This window comes from Salegentibacter holothuriorum, assembly GCF_900168045.1.
Lineage (GTDB): Bacteria > Bacteroidota > Bacteroidia > Flavobacteriales > Flavobacteriaceae > Salegentibacter > Salegentibacter holothuriorum.
In genome coordinates this window covers 273,428-298,926 of sequence record NZ_FUYY01000002.1, presented here as the reverse complement: position 1 = coordinate 298,926, position 25,499 = coordinate 273,428, and the positions used below count along the sequence as shown (strand labels likewise).

Annotated in this window: 23 protein-coding genes; 14 read left to right on the top strand and 9 right to left on the bottom strand. The window is 37.0% G+C overall.

Going from position 1 to position 25,499, the window contains the following annotated elements; all coding sequences use genetic code 11:
* The first annotated feature begins 18 nt into the window (after positions 1 to 18).
* The 6 genes from B5X51_RS05695 to B5X51_RS05670 all read left to right on the top strand — a co-directional run bounded on the left by B5X51_RS05695 (position 19) and on the right by B5X51_RS05670 (position 7,819).
* Complete coding sequence (locus B5X51_RS05695; protein ID WP_079719931.1) at positions 19 to 2,997, top strand: T9SS type A sorting domain-containing protein; 2,979 nt, start codon at positions 19 to 21, stop codon at positions 2,995 to 2,997.
* 11 nt (positions 2,998 to 3,008) lie between these two features.
* Positions 3,009 to 3,548, top strand: a complete 540-nt coding sequence (locus tag B5X51_RS05690; protein ID WP_079719929.1) for a DinB family protein — start codon at positions 3,009 to 3,011, stop codon at positions 3,546 to 3,548.
* A gap of 52 nt (positions 3,549 to 3,600) precedes the next feature.
* A complete protein-coding gene (locus B5X51_RS05685) occupies positions 3,601 to 4,371 on the top strand; it encodes an exodeoxyribonuclease III (protein ID WP_079719928.1) in 771 nt (256 codons plus the stop codon).
* A 121-nt stretch (positions 4,372 to 4,492) separates the two neighbouring features.
* Entirely contained in the window at positions 4,493 to 5,437 is a 945-nt protein-coding gene (locus B5X51_RS05680) for an OmpA family protein (protein WP_079719926.1), read from the top strand.
* Between the two features lie 25 nt (positions 5,438 to 5,462).
* Entirely contained in the window at positions 5,463 to 6,500 is a 1,038-nt protein-coding gene (locus B5X51_RS05675) for an NADP(H)-dependent aldo-keto reductase (RefSeq protein WP_079719924.1), read from the top strand.
* 56 nt (positions 6,501 to 6,556) lie between these two features.
* Positions 6,557 to 7,819: a MutS-related protein gene (locus B5X51_RS05670; protein WP_079719923.1), complete on the top strand. Its 1,263-nt coding sequence runs from the start codon at positions 6,557 to 6,559 to the stop codon at positions 7,817 to 7,819.
* A gap of 68 nt (positions 7,820 to 7,887) precedes the next feature.
* Here B5X51_RS05670 and B5X51_RS05665 read toward each other — a convergent pair whose 3' ends face one another.
* The 8 genes from B5X51_RS05665 to panC all read right to left on the bottom strand — a co-directional run bounded on the left by B5X51_RS05665 (position 7,888) and on the right by panC (position 14,437).
* Positions 7,888 to 9,021, bottom strand: coding sequence for a M23 family metallopeptidase (locus tag B5X51_RS05665; RefSeq protein WP_079719921.1), 1,134 nt, complete (start codon positions 9,019 to 9,021; stop codon positions 7,888 to 7,890).
* Between the two features lie 60 nt (positions 9,022 to 9,081).
* Entirely contained in the window at positions 9,082 to 9,378 is a 297-nt protein-coding gene (locus tag B5X51_RS05660; RefSeq protein WP_079719919.1) for a type II toxin-antitoxin system RelE/ParE family toxin, read from the bottom strand.
* Positions 9,378 to 9,623, bottom strand: coding sequence for a hypothetical protein (locus B5X51_RS05655; RefSeq protein WP_079719917.1), 246 nt, complete (start codon positions 9,621 to 9,623; stop codon positions 9,378 to 9,380). Before B5X51_RS05655 ends, B5X51_RS05660 begins: the two co-directional genes overlap by 1 nt.
* A 62-nt stretch (positions 9,624 to 9,685) precedes the next feature.
* Complete coding sequence (radA, locus tag B5X51_RS05650) at positions 9,686 to 11,050, bottom strand: DNA repair protein RadA (protein WP_079719916.1); 1,365 nt, start codon at positions 11,048 to 11,050, stop codon at positions 9,686 to 9,688.
* A 19-nt stretch (positions 11,051 to 11,069) separates the two neighbouring features.
* Complete coding sequence (locus tag B5X51_RS05645) at positions 11,070 to 12,218, bottom strand: alpha/beta hydrolase (protein WP_079719915.1); 1,149 nt, start codon at positions 12,216 to 12,218, stop codon at positions 11,070 to 11,072.
* A 37-nt stretch (positions 12,219 to 12,255) separates the two neighbouring features.
* On the bottom strand, positions 12,256 to 13,221 hold the full coding sequence (locus tag B5X51_RS05640; protein ID WP_079719914.1) for a lysylphosphatidylglycerol synthase transmembrane domain-containing protein: 966 nt from the start codon (positions 13,219 to 13,221) through the stop codon (positions 12,256 to 12,258).
* Positions 13,222 to 13,225: 4 nt separating this feature from the next.
* Positions 13,226 to 13,576: an aspartate 1-decarboxylase gene (gene panD, locus B5X51_RS05635; protein ID WP_079719913.1), complete on the bottom strand. Its 351-nt coding sequence runs from the start codon at positions 13,574 to 13,576 to the stop codon at positions 13,226 to 13,228.
* Positions 13,577 to 13,579: 3 nt separating this feature from the next.
* Positions 13,580 to 14,437 (bottom strand): pantoate--beta-alanine ligase, encoded by an 858-nt coding sequence (panC, locus tag B5X51_RS05630; RefSeq protein ID WP_079719912.1) that lies wholly within the window; start codon positions 14,435 to 14,437, stop codon positions 13,580 to 13,582.
* Between the two features lie 110 nt (positions 14,438 to 14,547).
* Here panC and B5X51_RS05625 point away from each other — a divergent pair, with 110 nt between their 5' ends.
* From B5X51_RS05625 to B5X51_RS05600, 6 genes are all read left to right on the top strand, one after another.
* Positions 14,548 to 15,360: a glycogen/starch synthase gene (locus B5X51_RS05625; RefSeq protein WP_079719911.1), complete on the top strand. Its 813-nt coding sequence runs from the start codon at positions 14,548 to 14,550 to the stop codon at positions 15,358 to 15,360.
* 13 nt (positions 15,361 to 15,373) lie between these two features.
* Complete coding sequence (locus B5X51_RS05620) at positions 15,374 to 16,939, top strand: BamH family beta-barrel-assembly machinery protein (protein WP_079719910.1); 1,566 nt, start codon at positions 15,374 to 15,376, stop codon at positions 16,937 to 16,939.
* 27 nt (positions 16,940 to 16,966) lie between these two features.
* Positions 16,967 to 18,814 (top strand): glutamine--fructose-6-phosphate transaminase (isomerizing), encoded by a 1,848-nt coding sequence (gene glmS, locus B5X51_RS05615; protein ID WP_079719909.1) that lies wholly within the window; start codon positions 16,967 to 16,969, stop codon positions 18,812 to 18,814.
* A 296-nt stretch (positions 18,815 to 19,110) separates the two neighbouring features.
* Positions 19,111 to 20,625: a F0F1 ATP synthase subunit beta gene (gene atpD / locus B5X51_RS05610; RefSeq protein ID WP_079719908.1), complete on the top strand. Its 1,515-nt coding sequence runs from the start codon at positions 19,111 to 19,113 to the stop codon at positions 20,623 to 20,625.
* 77 nt (positions 20,626 to 20,702) lie between these two features.
* Entirely contained in the window at positions 20,703 to 20,996 is a 294-nt protein-coding gene (locus tag B5X51_RS05605) for a F0F1 ATP synthase subunit epsilon (RefSeq protein WP_079719907.1), read from the top strand.
* A gap of 80 nt (positions 20,997 to 21,076) precedes the next feature.
* On the top strand, positions 21,077 to 22,009 hold the full coding sequence (locus tag B5X51_RS05600; protein ID WP_217699533.1) for a DMT family transporter: 933 nt from the start codon (positions 21,077 to 21,079) through the stop codon (positions 22,007 to 22,009).
* Here the strand turns inward: B5X51_RS05600 and B5X51_RS05595 are convergent, their stop codons facing one another.
* Positions 22,010 to 22,189, bottom strand: coding sequence for a helix-turn-helix domain-containing protein (locus B5X51_RS05595; RefSeq protein WP_245828720.1), 180 nt, complete (start codon positions 22,187 to 22,189; stop codon positions 22,010 to 22,012).
* A gap of 542 nt (positions 22,190 to 22,731) precedes the next feature.
* Here B5X51_RS05595 and B5X51_RS05590 point away from each other — a divergent pair.
* Positions 22,732 to 25,041 (top strand): putative monovalent cation/H+ antiporter subunit A, encoded by a 2,310-nt coding sequence (locus B5X51_RS05590; RefSeq protein WP_079719906.1) that lies wholly within the window; start codon positions 22,732 to 22,734, stop codon positions 25,039 to 25,041.
* A 45-nt stretch (positions 25,042 to 25,086) separates the two neighbouring features.
* Positions 25,087 to 25,497: a Na+/H+ antiporter subunit B gene (locus tag B5X51_RS05585; RefSeq protein WP_079719905.1), complete on the top strand. Its 411-nt coding sequence runs from the start codon at positions 25,087 to 25,089 to the stop codon at positions 25,495 to 25,497.
* The last annotated feature ends 2 nt before the right edge of the window (positions 25,498 to 25,499 follow it).

Here is a 25,499-nt window from a genome sequence, read left to right as displayed (position 1 = left end):
AAGAAGAGTCATTTCAAAATGAGAAAAATTACAATCCTATTAGTTTTAATTTTTAGTTTTCATGCTGTAATTATTGGTCAGCAGAGGGAGACCTCTGGTCCTGTATATATAGATTCTGCCAGTGCGGTTTCTTCTTCTGCGATGGCTAAAAGAAAATTAATTGCGCCGCCAGAAAAGAAATTCAAAATCTATAATCCCAGGAATCGCGGAATCAACAAAATTGTTCCCGGTAAAGGCCTGCCAAAAGGTAAGACGGGAGCACTTCAGCAAAAAATGGGGGAAATACCTGTAAAAGCTCCTAATTTTACTTTTGAAGCAGCTTCTACTCAAGCCACGCCTACAGATCCAACGGGAGCTGCAGGCCCTAATCATTTTGTAAACGGCTGGAACTCGGCCTTTTCAATATTTGATAAATCAGGAAATCAAATCAGGCAGCCGGCATCTTTAGCTAGCATAGGTGGAGAGTTTACCAATGAAACTCTTGGTGACCCTATTATACTTTATGATGAATTTGCCGATAGATTTATAATTTCACAATTTAGCGATACCCCAGAAAGTTTTTTGATTGCGGTATCACAAGGGCCAGACCCTGTTAATGATGGTTGGTATACCTACCGTTTTACAACCAATGGCGTGTTGCCAGATTATCCTAAAATTTCAGTATGGGGAGATGGATATTATATTACCACCAATAAAAATTCACAAACAGCAGCCACCAGCCAAGTTGTTTATGCCTTAGAAAGGGATAAAATGCTACTAGGGCAAACGGCACAAATAATGTCTTTTCCGTTACCAGGAATAGAAACCAATGGATTTTATAGTCCAGCTGGTTTTTCTGGTATTGGAAATGAATTACCACCGCGCGGAAACTCGCCAATTATTTACCTTCAGGACGATTCCTGGGCAGGTGTTAATGAAGATCATTTAAAGCTTTGGCTAATTAACGTAGATTGGAATAACCCATTGAATTCCACAATATCTGAATCCCAGGAATTAGGTGCCGCTCAAGGTGTTTCTCCATTTATAGCAACTTTTGATGGAGGCTCTTTTTCAAATCTTTCTCAACCGGGAAGCGACACTCCAGAGATAGATGTGCTGCAAGCTACTATGATGTATATGACTACCTATAGGCGTTTTCAAAATTATAATGCCGTTGTAATGAATTTTGTGGTAGATGTAGATCCTAGCGCAGCAGAACATGCAGGTATACGTTGGTACGAGCTTAGGCAGCAAAATAATGGTGGCCCCTGGAGTGTTTATCAAGAGGGGACTTATGCGCCAGATAATAGCGACAGATTTAGTGGAAGTATTGGCTTAGATGCTGAAGGAAATATAGCTCTTGGTTACACCGTTTTAAATGATAATCCGCAGAATCCGGTTTTTCCCTCTTTGCGTTATACCGGAAGATATAAGAACGATGAGCCTGGATTAATGACTATAGAGGAGCAGAGCATTATTGAAGGAGAAAGTCCTAATCCTAATTCCAGGTATGGCGATTATGCGCATTTAAGCGTAGATCCCGCCGATGGGCTTACATTTTGGCATAATGGGGAGTACTTTGTAGGTTCTGAAAGAAAAAACCACGTAGGCGTATTTAAAATTGCACCAGATTTTGATAACGATCTTGGAGTAGTTTCTTTGGTAAGTCCTGAGAATTCGAGTTTAGGCGCAAATGAAGAAATTACGATTAGAATAAGAAATTACGGCCGAAATGCGCAATCTAATTTTGAAGTAAGTTATAGTATAGATGGTGGTCCGGAAGTAACTGAAATCTTTGAAGAAAGTATTGCGTCAACTAGCTCGGCCGAATTTACTTTCTCTGAAAATGCCGATCTTTCTGAGGTTGGCCGAACTTATGAATTTGTTTTTAATACAAATTTAGAGGGAGATGAAAATCTTGAAAACGACATATTGCTTGTTTCTGTCAAAAACCTACCTCCCAACGATGTTGGTGTGACCTCTATTGATGCGCCACAAACCGGAGAGAATTTTAGTGCTTCAGAAGAAATAACAGTAAGCATAGAAAACTTTGGAGGAGAGCCGCAGCAGGATATTCCGGTATTTTATCAAATAGGAAATAACACTCCTGTTAGGGAGGTTTTTAGTGGTACACTGCCGGTTGGGGGTTTAGAAGTGTATACTTTTAATCAAACCTCAGATATTTCGCCTTCCGGAAGCTATAGAATTACCGGGGGCACCAGATTAGAAAATGACTTTGAACCCAATAACGATACTAGTGTGAAATCGGTTGCCAATTTAGATTGTATTCCCGAAGGAGGTAATTGTAGTTTTGGAGACGGAATTTTCTTCTTTGAATTGGAAAACGTGCTTAACGAACGTATTCCCTGCGGAAATGGTTATGCCGATTTTATTGGTCTGTCTGCTAATTTAGATCGCTCTCAAAGTGAGTTTACGGTATCTGTACAATCATTATTTGGCGAATTAACCGCTCAAAATGCCGAGCGATTTTCTATGTGGATAGATTTGAATGACGATGCGGTATTTGGCGATGAGGAACGCTTAATAACTTCAGAAATTATTCCAACAGCAGGAGAATGGCATGATACAAACTTTAGTATTCCAGGCGATGCACCTTTAGGCCAGCATTTATTAAGAATTAGGGCGGGAGATGTAGATTTTGACGGAGACTTAAATAATCCATGCGAGGTTTTGGAGTATGGAACAACCCACGATTATTCCGTAAGCATTACCGATTCTACCTTAGATATTGAAGATTTTATTTTAAACGAAGCTGAACTTATAGTAGTTTCCGAAGAAAATAAACAGTTTAGAATTGTGATGGAAACCGATTATGAGGAAACTTTAAGAATTACGGTTCATAATATCTTAGGGCAAAAAATGCTGGAAAATCAGGTAGAAAATTCCGGTAATGGATATGTTTATGAATTAGATATGTCTTACGCCACCAGGGGAGTTTACCTGGTAAGAATGGGAACCCGGGAAGTTGGGAAAGTGAAGCGATTTATTGTGGAATAACAAGGGGCAGGATGTATACGGAAGAATTTTTAAACAGGTTAGATAAGCTTACCCTGAAGTTTAAAACGGAGTTTGGGGAACTAAGTGAGACTGAAATTCATCGCAAACCTGATGCGGATACCTGGAGTATTGCGCAAAACTTAGAACATCTAATTTTGATAAATCAGTCTTACTTTCCAATGATAGATAGACTTCGTAACAAAAATCATAAAAGAGCCTTTACTGCTAAATTTGGTTTTTTAGTGAATTTTTTTGGAAAGACAATCTTAAAATCGGTGCAGCCTGAAACCACTAAAAAGACAAAAACATTTTCCATTTGGAAACCTTCAGAAAATAGGGCTTCAGAAGATATTCTGGCCAGGTTTACCGAGCATCAGGAGAAATTAAAACAAAAGATTTTGGAATCTGAAGATCTTTTGGAGAAAAACGCGGTAATTTCTTCCCCTGCAAATCCTAAAATTGTGTATAAACTTGATGCTGCTTTTAAGATTATTCTTTCCCATGAAGAACGACATTTTCAACAAGCCAAAAGACTACTGGAAATTCAATAATCCAACTTGTAAATCTTTCATTTAGCCTTATTTTTGAGCAAAATTGACTTTCATGAAAATCATTTCCTATAACGTAAACGGAATTCGAGCTGCCGTAAGAAAAGGCTTTTTAGATTGGGTACAACAGGCAGATCCAGATTTGGTTTGTCTTCAAGAGATTAAAGCGCAGCCGGAACAATTAAACCTGGATGATTTTAAAGATGCCGGGTATCCTTATCATTATTGGTATCCTGCGCAAAAGAAAGGTTATAGCGGGGTTGCAATCTTAAGTAAACATAAGCCTTTACACGTAGAATATGGCACAGGAATAGATTATATGGATCACGAGGGGCGTACCATACGTGTAGATTTTGAAGATTTTTCTATCATAAGTTTGTATTTACCTTCGGGGACTAATATTGCCCGTTTAGAACATAAATTCAAGTTTATGGACGATTTTCAGCAATATATAGACGAAATAAAGCAGGACTTTCCGAATCTGGTTATTTGTGGAGATTATAATATTTGTCACGAAGCTATAGATATTCATGATCCTGTACGACTTAAAAATACATCTGGCTTCTTGCCCGAAGAGCGAAAGTGGATAGATAATTTTATGAAAAGTGGCTTTATAGATTCTTTCAGGCATTTTAATGAAGAAGGAGATCAATATTCCTGGTGGAGTTATCGTGCTAATGCGCGGGCCAATAACAAAGGCTGGCGAATAGATTATAATTTAGTGGCCCAACCTTTACAAGAAAAACTTAAACGTGCCGTTATATTACCTGAGGCCAAACACAGCGATCATTGTCCTGTTTTGGTGGAATTGGAATCAGATTTTTAAAAAGAACGTCAATACGAACGGAGTCAAGTAATCTTTACCAGTTTACAGATTGCTTCTCCCGATAATTATCGGGCTCGCGATGACGGTAAATTAGAAGATATTTGAATTTAAAATTATAAAAATGAAAAAAGTAGTGGCTTTAGCAATTTCAGCGGTTTTTATGTTGACTTCCTGTGTTTCTTCAAAAAAATACCAGGAACTTGAAAGCAGGCACGCCGATTTAAAACGGGAGAATAGAAATACCCAATCTGAACTTGAAAAATATCAAGATCTGGATGAAGAATATTCGATATTAAAAAAGGATTATGCTGAGGCAACGGCTGAAAGAGATCGTCTAAAAGATGAATTAGAAAGCTCCAGGAAAAATTACGCTACCCTAAAGAAATCTTACGATGCCCTGGAAGAAAACAGTTCGGCTGCAATTGCAGAAAATTCCCGGCAAAATCGTCAGCTTTTAGCCGAATTAGAAGAAAAGGAACAGGCGCTGGTAAAGGAGCAAACCAGGTTAGATAAATTACAGCGCGATTTAGACGCGCGTTCCAGGAGAGTAAATGAGCTGGAGGAATTAATTGCCGCCAAAGATGCCAAAATGAATGCGCTAAAAGATGCTATTTCTAAAGCACTAACCAATTTTGAAGGCAAAGGTTTAACCGTAGAACAACGTGATGGTAAAGTTTATGTTTCTATGGAAAATAAATTGTTGTTTAGTTCCGGAAGTTGGGCGGTAAATGCTGAAGGTAGGCAAGCCGTAAAACAACTAGGGCAGGTGTTGGCAGAAAATCCGGATATCGCAGTTTTAATTGAAGGACATACGGATAATGTACCTTATGGCGGAAGTGGGCTTTTAAATGATAACTGGGATCTTTCTACTAAAAGAGCAACTTCTATTGTTCAAATTTTAAAGGAAAACAGCAGAATAGATCCGCAGAATCTAACTGCGGCCGGTCGTGGAGAATATGCTCCCGTCGCGACCAACGAAACTGCTGAAGGCAGAGCAAAAAACCGAAGAATTGAGGTGATTTTAACACCAAAGTTAGATGAGGTAACTAAATTGCTCAACGAATAAAATAATAATTGCTGAAGAAAAATTAATGAAATATACCACGCTCCCCAATACCGATATAAAAGTTAGTAAAATATGCCTTGGTACAATGACCTACGGTGAACAAAACACCGAAGCCGAAGGTCATGAGCAAATAGATTTTGCTTTAGATAAAGGCCTAAATTTTCTGGATACTGCAGAAATGTATTCTATACCTGGAAAAGCAGAAACCCAGGGAAGTACTGAAGAAATTATTGGTTCCTGGTTTAAAAAATCTGGAAAAAGGGAAGATGTAGTGTTGGCTTCAAAAGTTGTAGGCCCGGGAAATGCCATGGATCATATTCGAGAGAACCTTGGTTTTTCTAAAGAAGCAGTTACCGATGCTTTACATAAGAGTTTAAAAAGATTGCAAACAGATTATATAGATCTTTATCAACTTCATTGGCCGGAGCGAAATACCAATTTCTTTGGAAAATTGGGCTATGAACATGATGAGAATGAATCCTGGGAAGAAAATTTTCAGGAAGTTTTGGAAACTTTAAACGGATTTGTAAAAGAAGGAAAAATTCGGCAGGTGGGTCTTTCCAATGAAACTCCATACGGAGTAATGCGTTTTCTGGAAGAAAGCAGAAAGCATGATCTTCCAAAAATGATCACGGTGCAAAACCCGTTTAATTTATTGAATAGAAAAGACGAAGTTGGACTTGCAGAAGTGCTTCATCGTGAAAATATAGGTTTATTCCCTTACTCTCCATTGGGAATGGGAACTTTAAGCGGAAAACATTTAAACGGAATTGAGCCAAATTCAAGACTGGGATTATTTTCACAGTATAAGAGATATTCCGGTGATGTAGCGGTAAAAGCTACGCGCGCTTATAGCGAGATCGCTAAAAAACATAATTTGAATTTCGCACAAATGTCTCTGGCTTTTGTGAATACGCGACCTTTTGTGACCAGTAATATTATTGGTGCAACGTCTATAAAACAGTTAGCGGAAAATATTGGAAGTATAGATGTAGATCTTTCCGAAGAAGTTATGGAAGAGATCAATAAAGTTCATGAAACTTATCCAAATCCTGCGCCATAAATTTTAATTAACAAAGCAAGTTACCTGCAAGCTGAAACGAACTCTCGGAATAGAATATGAATAATATTAAAGATTTAAATATAGAAAAGGAAATTTTACCATTATTCGACTATTCCCTAAATATGTTTTCAAGGAATAAAATCTTTGATATTCTTGAAAAACCATTGCAATCGACTACTGACATAATTCACCGTCAGAATATATTGAAAGGATTCTCTGAAAATAAGAATGTATTAAAGGACTACTCCTATACAGTTTTATACTTAAACGAAGTTCATTTTTTTCTTAACGATGACAAAATCGAAGACCTTTCAAAGAAAAAACTGAAATATAAACTATTTGCTTCAAAACAAGAGAAAACACGATATACGAGTAAACTGAATCAATTGGTTTTGTTTTTCCATCGTTTGGAATCCAAATATTTTACAAGATTGAAATTAGAAGCTTTTCCAAAAGAATACGCTTCAAACATTAAACAAATTTTACAGTTCCTATCAAATTTTGAGCTTCATAAGTTTGAGTTTATAATCAGAGAAAAAGGACTAAAAGATAAGCACGTAATCGAATTAATCGAAAAAATTAATGCGCTAAAGAGAAAGGAATTGATAAGACCTTTTTGGGAAGCATTTTTCCTATTCGAATCATATTTATCCATTAGCATAGGAATAACAAAAAACGATTTTTCGTTTCCAATTTTTACAGATAGTATTATTAAACTTCGAGATTTTTATCATCCATTATTAGAAAATCCGGTCAAAAATAACCTTGAAACAAATAGTAATGTAATTGTATTAAATGGACCAAATATGTCAGGGAAATCAACTTTTTTAAAAGCAGTTGGACTTTGCATATATTTTGGTCATTTAGGGATTGGAACGCCGGCGTCAAAAGCAGAAATTCCATTTTTTGATTACTTTTCAATTGAAATAAACAGAAGAGATGATATTTTAAATGGTTATAGCCACTTCATGACCGAAGTGATGAATCTTAAAGGTGTAATTGAGCAAGTAAATAGTGGAAAAAAATGTTTTGCTATTTTTGATGAACTTTTTAGTGGAACGAATGTGGAAGATGGGTTTGAAATTTGTAAAACAACCATAAAAGGATTAAGCAAATTCAATAAATCATATTTTTTTATATCCACTCACATTCAAGAATTAAAAAGCATTTCAAATGGAAAAATTGAAAATTATTATATTGATTGTGAATTGATCGAAAATATGCCCACTTTTACTTATCAACTAAAAAAAGGTTGGTCGGACATTAAAGTTGGTCAAATTTTATTTGAAAAAGAAGGGTTAAACAAATTGCTAGATTAATATAGTCAGCGGGATCTCAATGACGAGTGATTTTGTAGCCTTCCCTAAAAATTGGGTAAGGCTACAATCTAAATGGGACTCACCAAACTCTGGTGAATAAAAGAAGCTTTGTTCTCAGGGTTTCTAACGTGAAACCAATCTTTAGTTTTTCCTAAAAATTGAAGTGTATCCTTAGCTTTGTAAGTGCTTAAAATTTTCGAATTAGAAGTTGATGGCTTATTTCTAAGATTGGCTTTGCTACTCTGCACAATTAATTTCTTTGGAATATTATCTAATTTCTCAGGTTCGGTTTTCAGAATATTAGTTTGATAAACAAAATGTAAAGGATTTATAGCACCGCGATAACTTTTATAAATACCAAAATGCAGGTGTGGTGGCGTGGTTCTCGCATTTCCCGTATTCCCCACCAAACCCAAAGTATCTCCTCTTTTTACATTTCCGCTAACATCTGCAATGCTATCTAAATGTGCATAATAAAGCGACTGATTGCGCTTGTGGTCTCGTAACCAAACCTGTTTGCCGCCAAGGCCTTTTTCGCCAGTATAGCCAATACTGCCGTTTGTAGCCGCTACCACAGGTGTTCCTCTTTTTGCAAAAATATCGATGCCTTCGTGGCTTCTTGCGCCTCCATCGCGATTGTCTCCCCAATAGCTTTGTACGTTGGTATTTACTCCGGAAACTACCGGAAATAAATAAGCTGGACTTTTCTCCATTTTAAATACAAATGGAGTACTAGCTTCTATTTCGGGTTGGATAACTAATTTATAGGTAGCTCTTTTATTGGCTTCAAAACTTAAAGTTTTCTTTTGGAAATCTGAAAATTTGACTTTTTCAAATAGGTTTATAGAATCGCTCGTTTTCTCAAAAAGTTCTATAAAAACCAATTGTTTTGTAGAATCGGTTTCGACTTCTACATTAAAAATTTCTCCCGGTTGAAGCTCAATTGCGTAAGAATAAACCGAAAAACTTTTAGGAAAGAATTTACCGGTTTCAGCATAAGGCAGGTTAATACTTACACTATCCTGAAATACCGTTTCAGCTGAATTTTCCCAAATCTGAAACAATTCAACTGAAACATTAAAATCACGTTTATACTGTTCTTTTGCGGTAGGGTTGGTGATAAAATCGGTTGCTTTATTTACCTGAGAACATCCCGAAATTATTAGAATTAAGAATAAGCTTAAAATTTTAATCTGCTTCATAGTCTTGCGTTTCCGTGCAATTTAGAGCAGTAATTATGCCAGATTAAGGATGAAAGTTTCTCAATCATTTAGCTTCTCAGGACTTTGGCGGCTATCAAAAATTCTTAAGATTAAAATATTACTATTTTCTTCCTGGTAAATTATTTTATAATTACGAATTACAATCCTACGATATTTTGAATTGCTTTCTTCAATTTGGTATTGTGAAGGAAAAGTAATCTCTCTAGTTGCTTTAAGAATGTCCCGAACTATTGATTTTGCTGCTTGAGGGGCTTTTTTCTCAAACTTAAAATAATCGTGTATTTTTTGAAGTTCTAATTTTGCAGTTGAAGACCAAATTATATTGAATTTAGGCATTACCAGTTTTCCGCTTCTTTTTCCAACTCTTCCTGACTAATAAATTGTCCGCTATTAATTTCGTTCTCGGCAATTTCTAACTCCTTTAAATAATCCTTTTCAGATAGTGGTTTGCCTTCTAAAGTATATGCAACAGTCTCTTTTTCCTTATAATTTTCAATTACCTCACTAAGCTTATTTAATAACTCTTTATCTGCATTATCAATATAGGCTATTATCTTTTCCTTCATTTTTTCATCTTTCATAACTAAAATTTTAAGTCAAATTAAATTACGATATTTTATTGATTTAAAGATGAGAGGATGATTTATCCAAACAAATGACTTACCACATCTTCAATTTTAGCAACTTTTACGATATTAATATTGAAGTTGCTTTTTGGGATTTTGCTTTGTTTGGAAACCAGGATTGAAGCAAAACCAAGTTTTTCGGCTTCAATAATGCGCTGTTCTACACGGGTCACAGGTCTAATTTCACCTGCAAGTCCAACTTCAGCAGCAAAACAGATATCTTTTGGAATAGAAATATCTTCATTTGAAGATAAAATAGCAGCGATTACCGCAAGGTCTATGGCGGGATCATCTACACTAATTCCGCCGGTAATATTTAGGAAAACATCTTTAGCACCCAATCTAAAACCGGCACGTTTTTCTAAAACCGCCAGTAACATATTGAGTCTTTTTACATTGTATCCTGTAGCAGAGCGCTGCGGGGTTCCATAAACTGCCGTGCTAACCAGTGCCTGAATTTCTATCATAAGCGGTCGCATTCCTTCCAGGGTGGCTGAAATTGCTGTTCCGCTTAGGTCTTCATCATTTTTGGAAATTAAAATCTCTGAGGGGTTGCTTACTTCCCTTAAACCGCTGCCCTGCATTTCATAAATTCCCAATTCATGGGTAGAACCAAAACGATTTTTATGCGCTCTTAGAATTCGATATACGTGGTTTCTGTCGCCTTCAAACTGCAAAACGGTGTCTACCATATGCTCGAGTACTTTAGGGCCGGCAATACTTCCTTCTTTGGTGATATGGCCTATTAAAATGACTGGAGTATTGGTCTCTTTAGCGAATTTTATGAGTTCGGCGGTACATTCCCTAATTTGGGAGATGCTTCCCGGTGCACTCTCAATATAATCGCTGTGCAGGGTTTGTATAGAATCTATAATAATTACTTCGGGCTCAATAGCTTCAATTTGCCTGAAGATATTTTGAGTTTTGGTTTCGGTGAGAATATAGCAATTGGCAGCAACCGGATTGATGCGTTCTGCGCGCATTTTTATTTGCTGCTGACTTTCTTCGCCCGAAACGTATAATACTTTGTAATTTAATTGAAGTGAAATTTGAAGGAGCAAAGTACTTTTCCCTATGCCCGGTTCACCGCCCAGTAGGGTGAGCGATCCCGGTACAAGTCCGCCGCCCAGAACCCGATCCAGTTCATTATTACCGGTATTCCATCGGTTTTGGGGGCTGTTTTCAATTTCAGCTATTTTTAAAGGTTTGGCAGTTCGTTTTGCTTCCCTGTCGGTAGGAGATTTCCAGTCCTTTTTGTCAGGTTTTTCTACAATTTCTTCGGCAATGGTATTCCACTCGCCGCAAGAGCTGCATTTGCCCTGCCATTTAGAATATTGGCTCCCGCAATTCTGACAATAAAACGTTGATTTAACCTTGGCCATTTAGCTTTAAATTTTCCCGCTAATAACCGAAATCTTTTTTAATTGCATCGGCTTTAGCCAGCATAAAATCGGTATCTAAAAATGCGATTTTTTCCTGTCCGTAGGCATTTTGGTAGGTGCGCATCGCTTTTTTAGGATTGCCGGTTTCCTCTTCGTAGCGGGCTTCAAAGTAAGTTCCCAGCATAGTTCCCGGGTAGTTGTCATAAGCCAAATCGCTTAAGCCTTTATAATCGTCCCAGCGTCGTGTTTTTTCAATTGCATTATGAATAGCCATAAAATCACTTAATCTTATTTTTTTCTGAATACCGAAAAGATCGTTTATGCTTTCATATTTATCGGTCAAAAATTCTACTGAAGAAACAGAGGTTTGTAACAAGAGTTCATTGTAATCTTTCTTGCTTATTGGCCTGTAAACGCTAAACATACTTTCTAAAGCGGCCGGGATTGCTTTTCCAACCAGGGAATAATGGGTGGCATTTTCAAAATTATCAAACTTGTAGGTTACCAAATCGTTTTCCAAAGCTGCTAGTTGAGAATTTAGGTCTTCAATTCCCTTTTTTAGCTGTGGGATATCATCGGTTCCGGTAGCCAGGTAAAGCCATTTTTTGGTTTCAGACTTTCTTAAGGCATTGGTAATACGATCGGCCATTGGTGGTGCCAGATCTGGACTTAAATTAATGTAACCATTAAAGATTGGATTCGGTTTCAGGAGATAATAATTAATAAAATTTGCCGTGTAATCATGCCCTGCAATAACTCTAAAATCTGCAGTTCTATATTTATTATCCAGGTGCTGCAAAAGTTCCATTCCCAGGAATTCAAAAAAAGCTGCGCCTTTATCTGCTGGTAGGAAATTACGTTCTTCGTAGTAGGCATCATCCATACGGGATTTGCTTTGGTTTACGCCTACTACAATCATTTCGGGAGCATCTTCCCAGTAAGAATAATAATCTACATTGCCCGCCATGGGCTCAAAAAGATAGTCTCCATCGAGTACGAGAATAACCGGGTAAGTCTTTTCAGTGTTTTCCTCGTAATTTCGTGGTAATTGAATCTTGATTTCTCTTGTTTCGCCGAGTTTGGTTGAAGAGATCGTTTCATAAAGAGTTTGTGCTGAACTTAGTAGCGGAGCTACCAGCAGTACAAAAATTAGTAGTTTTTTAATCATAGGTGTTGGGTTTTGTTTAACCAACACAAGATATATATTATTTCTGACGGTTGAAAATAGGGAGAAATATGAAGGAAAGTGCGCCCAGGATAAGAACTAAAAGGGTTTGTGTGCCCCAGGTGATCCAGCCAAAAGCTTCGCCGGTTTGTTTAGCAATGCCAAAAACAACTAGAATAGCACCAATTGCTACCGGGTAAACGCCAATTCCGCCATTGGTGGCCGAAATTGCAAATGAACCCACTACAAATGCAGCCATGATTACAGAGAAGCTGGTGTTTTCCATTCCGGGAACGGCAAAAATAATCACATAGAACATTAAAATATACATGAGCCATATAAATAACGTATGGAAGATAAATGCCCATTTTTGTTTCATTCTGAATATACTTCGCATTCCTTCTAAAAGTCCGCGTGCCATTTTTTTAATACGAATCAAAAATGAAAGTTGTGATCTTTTAATAAACTGAAGTACAATAATCCCAACTACTAAAAGAGCTAAAAGGAATCCGAAACTGATTAAAGGATTAATATTATTATTGCTGAAGTAAGCCAGTAAATATTCGGTTTGAAGTAATAAAGTGAATGCGGTAATGCTAAGCATGACCACTACATCGGCAATTCGTTCAGAAATAATAGTTCCAAATGCTTTTTCAAAAGGAATCTTTTCATAAGAAGAAAGACTGGCTGCGCGTAAAACTTCTCCCGATCTTGGAATACCAAAATTTGCGAGGTAACCTGCCATTACGGCCATAAAACTATTGGGTAACCTGGGTTTATAGCCCATAGGTTCTAACATGAACTTCCACCGGTAGGCACGTGAAAGGTGGGAGAGCCCGCCAAAAATCATAGAAAGCAATAGAAACCAGGGATTGGCATTTAAAATATTTAGCCATAACTCTTCTCTTTCTGCAGGTGTAGCACTTTTAAGAGAATACCAAACTAAAAAAACTCCCAATAATAATGGGAGTATGATTTTAAGTATTTTAACGGCTTTTTTTTTCAATTAATTAGCTCAAAAGATTGGTTTCTTCATTTGGGAATACCAGAGAAGGTTTAAAAGTTTTAGCCTCTTCAAAATCCATAATAGCATAAGTGATTAAGATTAAAATATCGCCTTTAGCTACTTTTCTCGCGGCGGCACCGTTTAAAGTGATTTCGCCAGAATTTCTTGGGCCCGGTATTACATATGTTTCCAGGCGCTCCCCATTGTTATTATTTACAATTTGAACTTTTTCACCTTCAATTATATTAGCAGCTTCCATAAGATCTTCATCTATGGTGATGCTTCCAATATAATTAAGATCGGCGCCGGTAACTTTTACTCTGTGAATTTTAGATTTTACTACGTGAACTTGCATAGTTTATTCCTCGTTGTTTAGGGCAATATTATCTATAAGCCTAACATCGCCAGCATAGGCTGCGATAAAAGCACGGTAGGTATTGCCTTTTCTTTTTCGGTTAATTTTTTCTAATGTTTGGGTATTGGCAATTTCAAAATATTCTAGTTTTAAAATTGGATGGCTATCAAATTGTTCCTGTACCCAGTTGTGAATATATTCTGCACTTTTTGTGCCAAATAATTCCTTGGCTTTGAGCAAGGTTTGATAAATAAAAGAAGCTTTTTCACGCTCAATGGTATTCAACCTTTCATTCCGGGAGCTTCTTGCCAAACCATTATCTTCCCTTAAAATAGGGCAGCCTACTATTTGCACTGGAAGCCCTGTTTTTTCAATTAATTTTCTTACAATTTGTAACTGCTGAAAATCTTTTTCGCCAAAAAAAGCTTTATGAGGCGTAATTACTTCGAACAACCTTTTTACGATGGTTCCAACTCCGTCAAAATGTCCGTTTCGGTGTTTTCCTTCCATCACTTGCTCTAATCCATCAAAATGAAACTGCTCAGAACTTATATTTTTACCGTATAATTCGTTGGCCGTAGGAGCAAAAACCCAAAGCTTAGAACCGGCCTCTTTCAAGAGCCTAATATCTTCTTCTAAAGTACGTGGATATTTTTCAAGATCCTCCGCATTATCAAATTGGGTTGGATTTACAAAGATACTGACAATCACTTGATCACATGCTTGTAGAGCCTGTTTTACCAGAGATAAATGCCCCTCGTGTAAAGCCCCCATAGTAGGGACTAAACCAATGGTCTTTTCTTTAGATTTTGCGGTTCTAATAGCCGCTTTTAAAGGGGTTTTTTCTTTGAAAACCTGCATTTTATTATAAAATTAACAGCGTGCAAACTTAATATATTACCAGCAATCTGCATAAATTTTTGTAATTTTGCGTGTTTTTTGTTCGCAATCGCAATTAAAGCCATCTATTTATGAAAGATAAGAGGATATTATACGTATCATCTGAAGTTATTCCTTACCTGCCTGAAACCGAAATATCATCCACGTCTTTTGAAGCCGCAAAAATGGTAAATAATATTGGAGGGCAAATAAGAATTTTTATGCCCCGGTTTGGTAATATCAATGAACGCCGCCATCAACTTCACGAAGTGATAAGGCTTTCGGGGATGAATCTGGTGATTAATGATTTGGATATGCCATTGATTATAAAAGTGGCTTCTATTCCAAAGGAAAGAATGCAGGTTTACTTTATAGATAACGAAGATTATTTTAAAAGAAAAGCTACACTTACCGATGAGGAAGGTAATTTGTTTGAAGATAACGACGAGCGCGCTATCTTTTTCGCTAAGGGGGTAATAGAAACTGTGAAAAAATTAAACTGGTCGCCAGATATTATTCATGTTCATGGTTGGCTGGCATCCTTGCTTCCATTGTACTTAAGACGTTATTATGGTAACGAACCATTGTTTAGTGGTGCAAAAATTGTTACCTCTGTATACAATCAAGACTTCGATGAAACGTTAGACGAAGATATGCAGGAAAAGGTATTGTATGATGGGATGGAAAAAGAAGATACAAAACATTTAAAAACTCCAAACTTTGTTAATTTAATGAAGCAGGCAGTAGATCATTCAGATGCAATAATTACAGCTGGTGACAATATTCCTGAAGATTTATCATTATACCTAAGTAGGCTTAATAAACCATTACTTCCATACAAAAACAGGGAAGAATTTAGCCAGGCTTATCAGGATTTTTATATTAACGAAGTTTTATCAGAATAGAAATTTTTATCGAATGAATTTAATGAGAATGATGTATAAAACAGCAACTTTATTTGTTGTTGTTTTTGCTTTTGTGGCCTGTGATGATGAGTATAGTACCGTTGGCGGCGAAATTATTGAAAACACAAGTGATCTTGAGTTAGAGGAGGTTGAAGTAACTGCTTACAGTAAAAAGATTAATTCGGTACAAACCAATAATTTTGGTAATCATTTACTGGGTGTTTATAATCACCCAATTTACGGGCAAACTACGGCAAGTATACTTAGCCAAATTTCTTTGCCTACCAATAATCCTGTTTTTGGTGTTGAGCCAGAACTTGATAGTGTGGTGCTAACCATTCCTTATTTTAGTACAGAAGGAGATTTGGATGAAGATGGCAATATAGAATATGCTTTAGATTCCATTTATGGAAATACACCAATTAAAATTTCTGTACAGGAGTCTAATTATTATCTAAGAGATTTAGATCCTGAAGCAGATTTTCAAGATAGACAACGCTATTATTCAGATCAACAAGACTTATTTGAGCAGAATCTTGTTGGAGATGTTATTTATGAAAATGACAACTTTATACCCTCTCCCAGAGCTATTGTTTCTTATGAAGAAAATGAACAGGGTGAACAGGATACGATTAGTTCGGGCCCTGCCTTAAGAATTAAACTTCCGGTAGATTACTTTCAGCAAAAAATTATTGAAAAGGAAGGTTCTGGCGTATTGAGCAATAATAATAATTTCAAGAACTACTTGCGCGGAATGTTTATTAAAGCTGAATCAAATGAAGATGATGGTACTATGATGTTCTTTAATCTTCAGGATTCAAATGCTGGGATAGAGCTATTTTACACCAACGAGGTGGAAACCATTAATGATGATGGTGGTACTGACACGATAAGAAATCCAAAACAATACAAACTAAATTTTGGTAGTACAATTGTAAACACATTTAAAGGAGAGTATCCCGGGGATGTTTTACAGGCTATTGAAGATAGTAATGAAGAAGCCGGTGCTGAAAAGCTTTTTCTTGACGGAGGAGAAGGAAGTATGGCGGTGATAGAACTCTTTGAAAGTGAAGAGCAGATAGCTGCTTTGAGAGAAAATGAGTGGTTAATTAACGAAGCCAATCTAACGTTCTATGTAGATCAGGATTTTGTTGAAGATGTTAACGAGCCTGCACGTATTTATCTTTACGATTTGGATAATAATAGAATTATTGCCGATTATAATTTTGCGTTAAATTTTGTTCAGGATGGAAATGAAATTAACCCAGATGTTTCGCTTTCGTCTTTCTCGGGTCCTTTAGAAACAGATGACGATGGTAATGGAATTCGTTACAAATTAAATGTGACACAGCACGTTACAAATATTATTGAGGATGAAGCTGAAAATGTAAGATTAGGTCTTGCTGTTATTCAAAATATTAATATTACTAACAACTCGGCCGTTAGAAATACGGAAGATGTAGATTTTTACCCGGTAATGGGTGTGCTTAGTCCTAAGGGTACTGTATTGCACGGTAACTTATCAAATAATGAAGATAAACGATTAAAACTTAGAATATACTATACAGAGATTAACTAACTAATTTACTAACACCAATATACTATTATGTGCGGAATTGTAGGATATATTGGGCATAGGGATGCTTATCCCGTTGTCCTCAAGGGGCTTCAGAGACTTGAGTATCGTGGATACGATAGTGCTGGAATTGCCCTTTATGATGGAGAAGAGCTTAAACTTTGTAAAACACAAGGTAAAGTTGCAGATCTAAAAGAAAAACTTGAAAAAACTATAACAACCAACGGAAATGTTGCGATTGGTCATACACGTTGGGCAACCCATGGGGTGCCTAATGATGTAAACAGTCATCCCCATTTTTCAAATTCTGGTGATATTGTAATAATTCACAACGGGATTATAGAGAATTATGATGCTTTAAAAAAGGAGTTGAAATCTCGTGGATATACCTTTGAAAGTGACACCGATACTGAAGTTTTAGTTAATCTTATTGAAGATGTAATTATAAACGAAGGTGTTAAACTTGGTAAAGCAGTTCAAATTGCATTAAACCAAACTATTGGTGCTTATGCCATTGCGGTTTACAATAAAACCAAGCCAGATGAAATTGTAGTGGCTCGTTTGGGAAGTCCGCTTGCAATTGGAGTTGGAGAGGATGAATTTTTTATTGCTTCAGATGCTTCTCCTTTTATAGAATATACTAATAATGCAATTTACCTGGAAGATGGTGAAATGGCAGTAGTGCGAAGAGGTAAAGAGGTAAAAGTAAGGAAGATCCAGGATGATACTTTGGTAGATCCATATGTTCAGGAATTACAACTTAACCTGGAGCAAATTGAGAAAGGTGGTTATGAGCATTTTATGCTTAAAGAGATTCATGAGCAGCCAACAGCAATAAAAGACACCTACCGTGGTAGAATGCTGCCCGATGAGGGTATAATTAGAATGGCCGGGGTGGATGATAATTTAGAACGTATAGCCAATGCTAAACGTATCCTTATTGTTGCTTGTGGAACGAGTTGGCACGCTGGTTTAGTTGCTGAATATATTTTTGAAGAACTTGCCAGAATTCCGGTAGAAGTAGAGTATGCTTCAGAGTTTAGGTATCGTAATCCTATTATTTCAGAAAAAGATGTCATTATAGCTATTTCCCAGAGTGGGGAAACTGCCGATACTATGGCAGCTATAAAACTTGCTAAAGAAAAAGGTGCTTTTGCTTTTGGGGTTTGTAACGTAGTAGGTTCTTCAATTTCACGCGAGACTCATGCGGGGGCTTATACCCACGCCGGGCCTGAAATTGGTGTGGCTTCAACAAAAGCTTTTACTACTCAAATTACCGTACTTACTTTAATAGCCCTAAAACTTGCAAAACAAAATGGAACGATCTCCCATACAGAGTTCATGACCTATTTGCAGGAAATGGAGCGCATTCCTTCTAAAATAGAAAAGGCATTAGAAGGTGATGAGCATATAAAAATGATTGCTGATATTTACAAAGATGCCAGGAACTGTCTTTACTTAGGTAGGGGTTTTAACTTCCCGGTTGCTTTAGAAGGGGCGCTCAAACTTAAAGAGATTTCCTATATTCATGCTGAAGGTTATCCTGCAGCCGAAATGAAACACGGTCCAATCGCACTTATTGATGAAGAGATGCCGGTGGTGGTTATTGCCACTAAAAAAGGGCATTATGAAAAAGTAGTGAGTAATATTCAGGAAATCAAGTCTAGAAAAGGTAAAATTATTGCTATTGTTACCGAAGGTGATACCGAAGTAAGAGAACTTGCCGATCACGTGATTGAAGTGCCTGAAACACTAGAGCCGTTAACACCGCTTGTTACAACTATTCCGCTTCAGTTATTGTCTTATCATATTGCGGTAATGCTTGGGAAAAATGTAGATCAGCCCAGGAATTTAGCGAAATCTGTTACAGTAGAGTAAAATGTAGACCTAAATAAAGACCTCACAGGTCTCAGAAACCTGTGAGGTCTAATTAAATATTTATAAAATCCCTTTTGAAATTTTCAGGAGGGATTTTCTATTTAAAGATCATGCTAAGCCTTATTTTTGCTTGCTTTAGAAAGCTTGCAAAAAGTTATTTTAAGAGAGGTATGATTTTATTTAGAAAAAACTATCTTTGCAGCCTGAAAATACCCTTCTGCGTTTTTAATGCATTGTGAATTATAATATTGGGTTTTTCAGATATTTTAAATACGAAAACATTAAAGAATTAAATAATGTCTAAAGTAACAGGTAAAGTTGCCCAAATTATTGGCCCTGTAGTTGATGTTGTGTTCGACTCAGAGAATGCTGAATTGCCAAAAATCTATGATTCTTTGGAAATCACCAGAAAAGATGGTTCCATTTTGGTTTTAGAAGTGCAATCACACATTGGAGAGGAAACTGTGAGAACAGTTTCTATGGATTCTACCGATGGTTTAAGCCGGGGTGTAGAAGTGGTTGCTACAGGAGCACCTATACAAATGCCAATTGGTAAAGATGTATATGGTCGTTTATTCAACGTTGTTGGAGATGCTATTGACGGGCTTGGGAATCTTCCTAAAGCCGGAAAAGATGGGATGTCTATCCACAGAGATGCGCCAAAATTTGAAGACTTATCTGTTTCTACAGAAGTTTTATTTACCGGGATTAAAGTAATTGACCTCATTGAGCCTTACGCAAAAGGTGGTAAAATTGGTCTTTTTGGTGGTGCCGGTGTAGGTAAAACAGTACTTATACAGGAATTAATTAATAATATCGCCAAAGGCCACGGTGGTCTTTCGGTATTTGCCGGAGTAGGAGAGCGTACTCGTGAAGGAAATGACCTTCTTAGAGAAATGCTTGAATCTGGTATTATAAAATACGGTGATGCTTTTTCTGAATCTATGGAAGAAGGCGGTTGGGATCTTAAAAAGGTTGATAAAACTGCAATGCTAGATTCTAAAGCAACTTTCGTTTTTGGACAAATGAACGAACCACCTGGAGCACGTGCTCGTGTAGCGCTTTCTGGACTTACAATTGCGGAATATTTCCGTGATGGAGCTGGAGAAGGCCAGGGGAAAGACGTTCTTTTCTTCGTAGATAACATTTTCCGTTTTACACAGGCTGGTTCAGAGGTGTCTGCACTTCTTGGGCGTATGCCATCTGCGGTAGGTTATCAACCAACTTTGGCAACAGAGATGGGTGCGATGCAAGAGCGTATTACTTCAACTAAAAACGGATCTATTACATCTGTACAGGCGGTTTACGTACCTGCAGATGACCTTACTGACCCGGCGCCGGCAACAACATTTGCCCACCTGGATGCAACAACGGTACTTTCACGTAAAATTGCTGAGCTTGGTATTTATCCTGCGGTAGATCCTTTGGAGTCTACTTCAAGAATTCTTACTGCCGATATTTTAGGTGACGATCATTATAAATGTGCGCAACGTGTAAAAGAGCTTTTACAGCGTTATAAAGAATTGCAGGATATTATTGCTATTCTTGGTATGGAAGAGCTTTCTGAAGAAGATAAGCTTGCTGTATCTCGAGCAAGACGTGTACAACGTTTCCTTTCTCAACCTTTCCACGTAGCCGAGCAGTTTACCGGTCTAAAAGGAGTTTTAGTTGATATTAAAGATACTATTAAAGGATTTAATATGATTATGGATGGCGAATTAGATCACCTTCCGGAATCTGCCTTTAACCTTAAAGGAACCATCGAGGAAGCTATCGAGGCCGGAGAGAAAATGTTGGCTGAAGAAGACTAATAAAAAGTAAACAGTGGTCAGTGAACAGTGATCAGTAAGTGTTTTTTGCTGAAAACTGTAAACACAAACTAAAAGATATGTACTTAGAAATAGTGACTCCCGAAGCTATAGTTTTTAAAGCTGATGTAGATGCAGTAAAAGTTCCTGGTCATGCCGGGGAATTTCAAATGCTGAACAATCACGCACCTATAGTTTCTACATTGGTTGAAGGGGAAGTTAAAATTCAACTTGCTGCCTCTAATAAGGAATTAGACGATGAGCTTTCTGAAGATTTCAAGAAAGATAAATCAAATAGCAATGTTCTTTATTATACTATAAAAGGCGGAGTTTTAGAAATGAAAGATAATAAAGCCATTATTCTGGCTGATTAATCTTAGGAAGTTTAATATTGAGAAAGCCGGGCAAATGTCCGGCTTTTTTATATCTGTATAATTGCTAATTATTTAATGGTTTGAAGTCTTTTCAGGAACAAAGCAAAGCTTATTTATATGCGGTTTTAGCGGTATTGCTATGGAGCACTGTGGCAGCCGCCATGAAACTATCTTTAGAATATTTCGACTATTTGCAGTTGCTGTTTTTGGCAGTTTTCGGCTCTCTAATTTCTTTGTTTTTTATTTTAGTTTTTCAGAAGAAACTAAAAGAGATTTTTCAATTTCCTAAAAAGGCTTATTTAAAATCGGCTGTCTTTGGGTTTGTTAACCCTTTTGTATATTATATAGTTCTTTTTAAAGCTTATTCTTTGTTACCGGCCCAGGAGGCACAGCCTTTAAATTATACCTGGCCAATAATGATCACTTTGCTTTCTATTCCTATTTTAGGGCAAAAGATTAGCCTTAAAAATTTTATAGCCATCGTTATTAGTTTTCTTGGAGTGGCGGTAATTTCAACGAAGGGTAATCTTCTTTCTTTCTCTTTTAGTAATGCTTATGGTGCTTTTCTGGGGCTAGCTTCTGCGGTGATTTGGGCCTTGTTTTGGATCTATAATATAAAAGATAAGAGAGATGAAATTAGTAAGCTGTTCCTTAATTTCTTATTTGGAATGGTTTATATTAGTATTGCGCTATTTGTTTTTTCAGAATTCCCTTCTTTCTCATTAAAAAAATATGCAGCCGCGGCCTATGTAGGTTTTTTTGAAATGGGAATTACCTTTGTTATTTGGTCTTTAGCGCTAAAAAAGTCTTCTCACGCCGCTAAGGTTAGTAAGTTCATTTATTTGGTGCCTTTCCTCTCTTTGATAGTCATCTACTTTGTGCTGGGGGAAACTATTCTTTTTTCCACTATCGTCGGACTTGTTTTTATTGTTAGTGGTTTAATTTTTGACAATATTAATTTCTCCAGGCTTCTAACGAAAATAAAAAATAGAAAGAGGTTTAAGAAGGCTTAGTTATTCTTTAGTTGCGTAATGCAAAATATCTCCAGGCTGGCAGTTTAAAGCCTTGCAAATCGCCTCTAAAGTAGAAAACCTCACGGCTTTAGCCTTTCCTGTTTTTAAAATGGAGAGATTTGCAGTGGTAATGCCAATTTTATCGGCCAGTTCTTTGCTTTTTATTCCTTTTTCTTCCAGGTTTCAATTCAGATTTTGGGATAGCTAAACGGTTAGTTCTTTTTTCTGAATACCCTCAAAAAGTAATATAATTTATAAAATTTCATTCCATTCTAAATCGGTTAATAAAATCCTTCATATGAAGAGACCTCAGAGGTTTTAGAAACCTGTAAGGTCTGATGTAATGTGGTTTTCTCAATTTTATAAATGAAAACGGATATATAATTCTTTTAAGATGTTTTTCGGCTATAGAAATTAATACTCTAAATAAGTATAGGTCTGTAACCCTTTTGGGAAATACTGGGGGCTTCATAAAATTGTAATTCTTGTTTAATGATAACGAACCAGATTAAAGTATCGAAAAACAATAATTACTTGGAATAAAAATGATAAATTAATTTCAGCATTTTAAGAAATTTGCTAAGAAACAGGCTTCCTGAAATGATTAAAAATAAGAAGCTGCTAAATCGGTGTGCTTTCTGCAGCTTTAGGGGTGTTTTGATAATAAAACTTCAATAATATCTCTTATATTTGCGAGGAACGGACTTTTTGAGAGATAATATATGCTAACAGCAATACTTTTAGGTTTTTTATTCGCGTTATTTCTGGTGTTTACAGGAAAGTTCTTCAGGGGAAAATTAGCTATTCTTTCAGCGCTTATTCCAGCGGGACTTTTTGTTTATTTTGCCAGTTTTATTCCGCAAATAAGCTCCGGAGAAATTATTAGTAAAACCTACCAGTGGGTTCCGGCCTTTGGAGTAGATCTTAGTTTTAAATTAGACGGTCTCTCCCTACTTTTTTCGTTAATGATTACCGGGATTGGTTTCCTGGTGTTTGCATATACCGCATCTTACCTTAGAGGGCATAAATACCTTGATCGATTTTATGGATACCTGAGTTTGTTTATGGCAGCAATGCTTGGGCTGGTACTTTCAGACAATCTTATCTCCCTTTTCGTTTTTTGGGAATTAACCAGTATAAGTTCCTTTTTTCTAATTGGGTTCAATAATACCAACCCGGCTTCAAGAAAATCGGCTTTAACAGCATTGGGTATCACCGGTTTTGGAGGATTCTCCCTTTTGGCAGGAGCTTTATTGCTGGGAAGTATCACGGGAACTTATAGCATTTCTGAAATGCTAAGTATGAAAGAAGCCATTGCTGGCAGTGAATATTATATCCTGGCGGTAGTTTTTATTTTTGTAGCCGCATTTACCAAGTCGGCACAATTTCCTTTTCATTTCTGGCTTCCTGGTGCGATGAAAGCACCAACCCCGGTTTCTACTTATTTGCACTCCGCCACGATGGTAAAAGCAGGTATCTATTTGTTGATGCGTTTTACCCCCGTTTTGGGAGACCAGGAATTCTGGAACACCACTTTAATAATTGTAGGGGGAATCACTATGGTGTATTCTGCGATACATACTCTTTTTAGAACCGATCTTAAAGGCGTTTTAGCATATTCTACTATTTCGGCACTTGGAATCCTGGTATTTTTAATTGGACTGGGAAGTAAAGATGCTTTCATGGCTGCTTCTGTTTTTATAATTGTTCACGCCTTATATAAAGCTACATTATTCCTGGTAACAGGAATAATAGATCACCAAACGGGTACAAGAGATGTCACAAAGTTAGCGGGACTTCGAAAGATTATGATGCCTGTAGCTATTGCCGGTATTTTGGCGGCGATCTCAAGTGCGGGTATTCCACCCACTATTGGTTTCCTCGGAAAAGAGCTTACCTATGAAGCCAGTATGCATGCTGAAACGTTAACAATAGTTATTGTGATAGCTATTGTTCTGACTAAAATATTATTGCTTTGGGCCGGTTTTGTGGCCGGGATAAAACCTTTTACAGGGAAACTTCCTGAACCTTATAAAGATGTAAAAGCTCCAGACTTTTTGATGTGGGGACCAGCGATTATTCTGGCTGTTCTAGGACTATTATTTGGAATATTCCCAATGATTATAGAATCGGCTTTAGTGAAGCCCGTAGTTTCAGCCTTGGGTGCTGACGCTTCAGAGTATCACCTTGCACTATGGCACGGTTTCAATACAGTATTATTATTAAGTGCGATTACTATTGTGGTGGGAATTCTGCTGTATTTCTTTGTAAAACCCTCAGCTAACCTGGAAAACCGAATTGGAAAGTTGGAGTTTATTTCTCCAAAAAGTATTCTGGAGAAGGGAACGCACTATTTTAATGTTTTTTCGGCATTCTGGACCAATGTTTTTCAGAATGGCTATTTAAGAAATTATGTGACTACAATAGTGCTGTTTCTGGTTGTTTTGGTAAGCTATATAATGTTTGGAAGTTCCAGGGTGGTGATAGATCATACGCAATTATCTCAAGTTACGGCTTATGAATTAGTGGTAGCGTTAATATTAATAGCCGGGGTTTTCTATACCGTTTTTACAAAATCAAGGCTCGCGGCCGTGGCCGCAATGGGAGTTGTAGGCCTGGCAATTTGTTTGATTTTTGTCTTTTACAGCGCACCAGATTTAGCGATGACACAGTTCTCCATAGATACTTTAACCGTAATTTTATTTGTACTGGTGTTATATAGGTTACCTAAGTATTTGACCCTTTCAGATTATAAAATGAGAGTTAGAGACGGGGTTTTATCAGCCGCTTTAGGTACAGTAGTATGCTTGCTTGCGCTTCAGGTTTTAGCAGAACCAACCAACAGTGAGCTTGGTGATTTTTATGCTAAGAATGCCTATATAATGGCGCATGGGAAGAACGTGGTAAATGTAATTCTGGTAGACTTTAGAGGCATAGATACATTTATGGAAATTTCAGTTCTGGCAATCGCCGCTATTGGAGTGTTTGGTTTGTTAAAACTAAGATTGAAAAGCACCGACAGGTCACAATAAAGACAACGTTAAAAGCCTTTTTTAGGCTGACTAAAATTTATACAAATGAGTACGCTAATATTAAGAACAGCTTCTAATTACCTTTTGCCGGTATTGCTGGTGTTCTCCATTTTTATATTATTGCGCGGGCACTATTTGCCCGGTGGTGGTTTTGTTGGTGGCTTGATTGCTGCAATTGCTTTTGTATTGCACGCTTTTGCCAACGGATTAGACGATACTAAAAACTTATTGAGGTTTCATCCAGGTTTTTTGATGCCGGTGGGACTAGCTCTTGCTTTTTTTAGCGGGATGTCTCCAATATTTGTTGACCAGGCATTTATGACGGGGCTTTGGTTTCCCGAACCATTCCCGGTGATTGGTAATGTTGGGTCGGCCTTATTTTTTGATATTGGTGTTTACCTGGTGGTAATAGGTGTCACCCTAACTATAATATTTACAATTTCAGAATCAGCTTAATT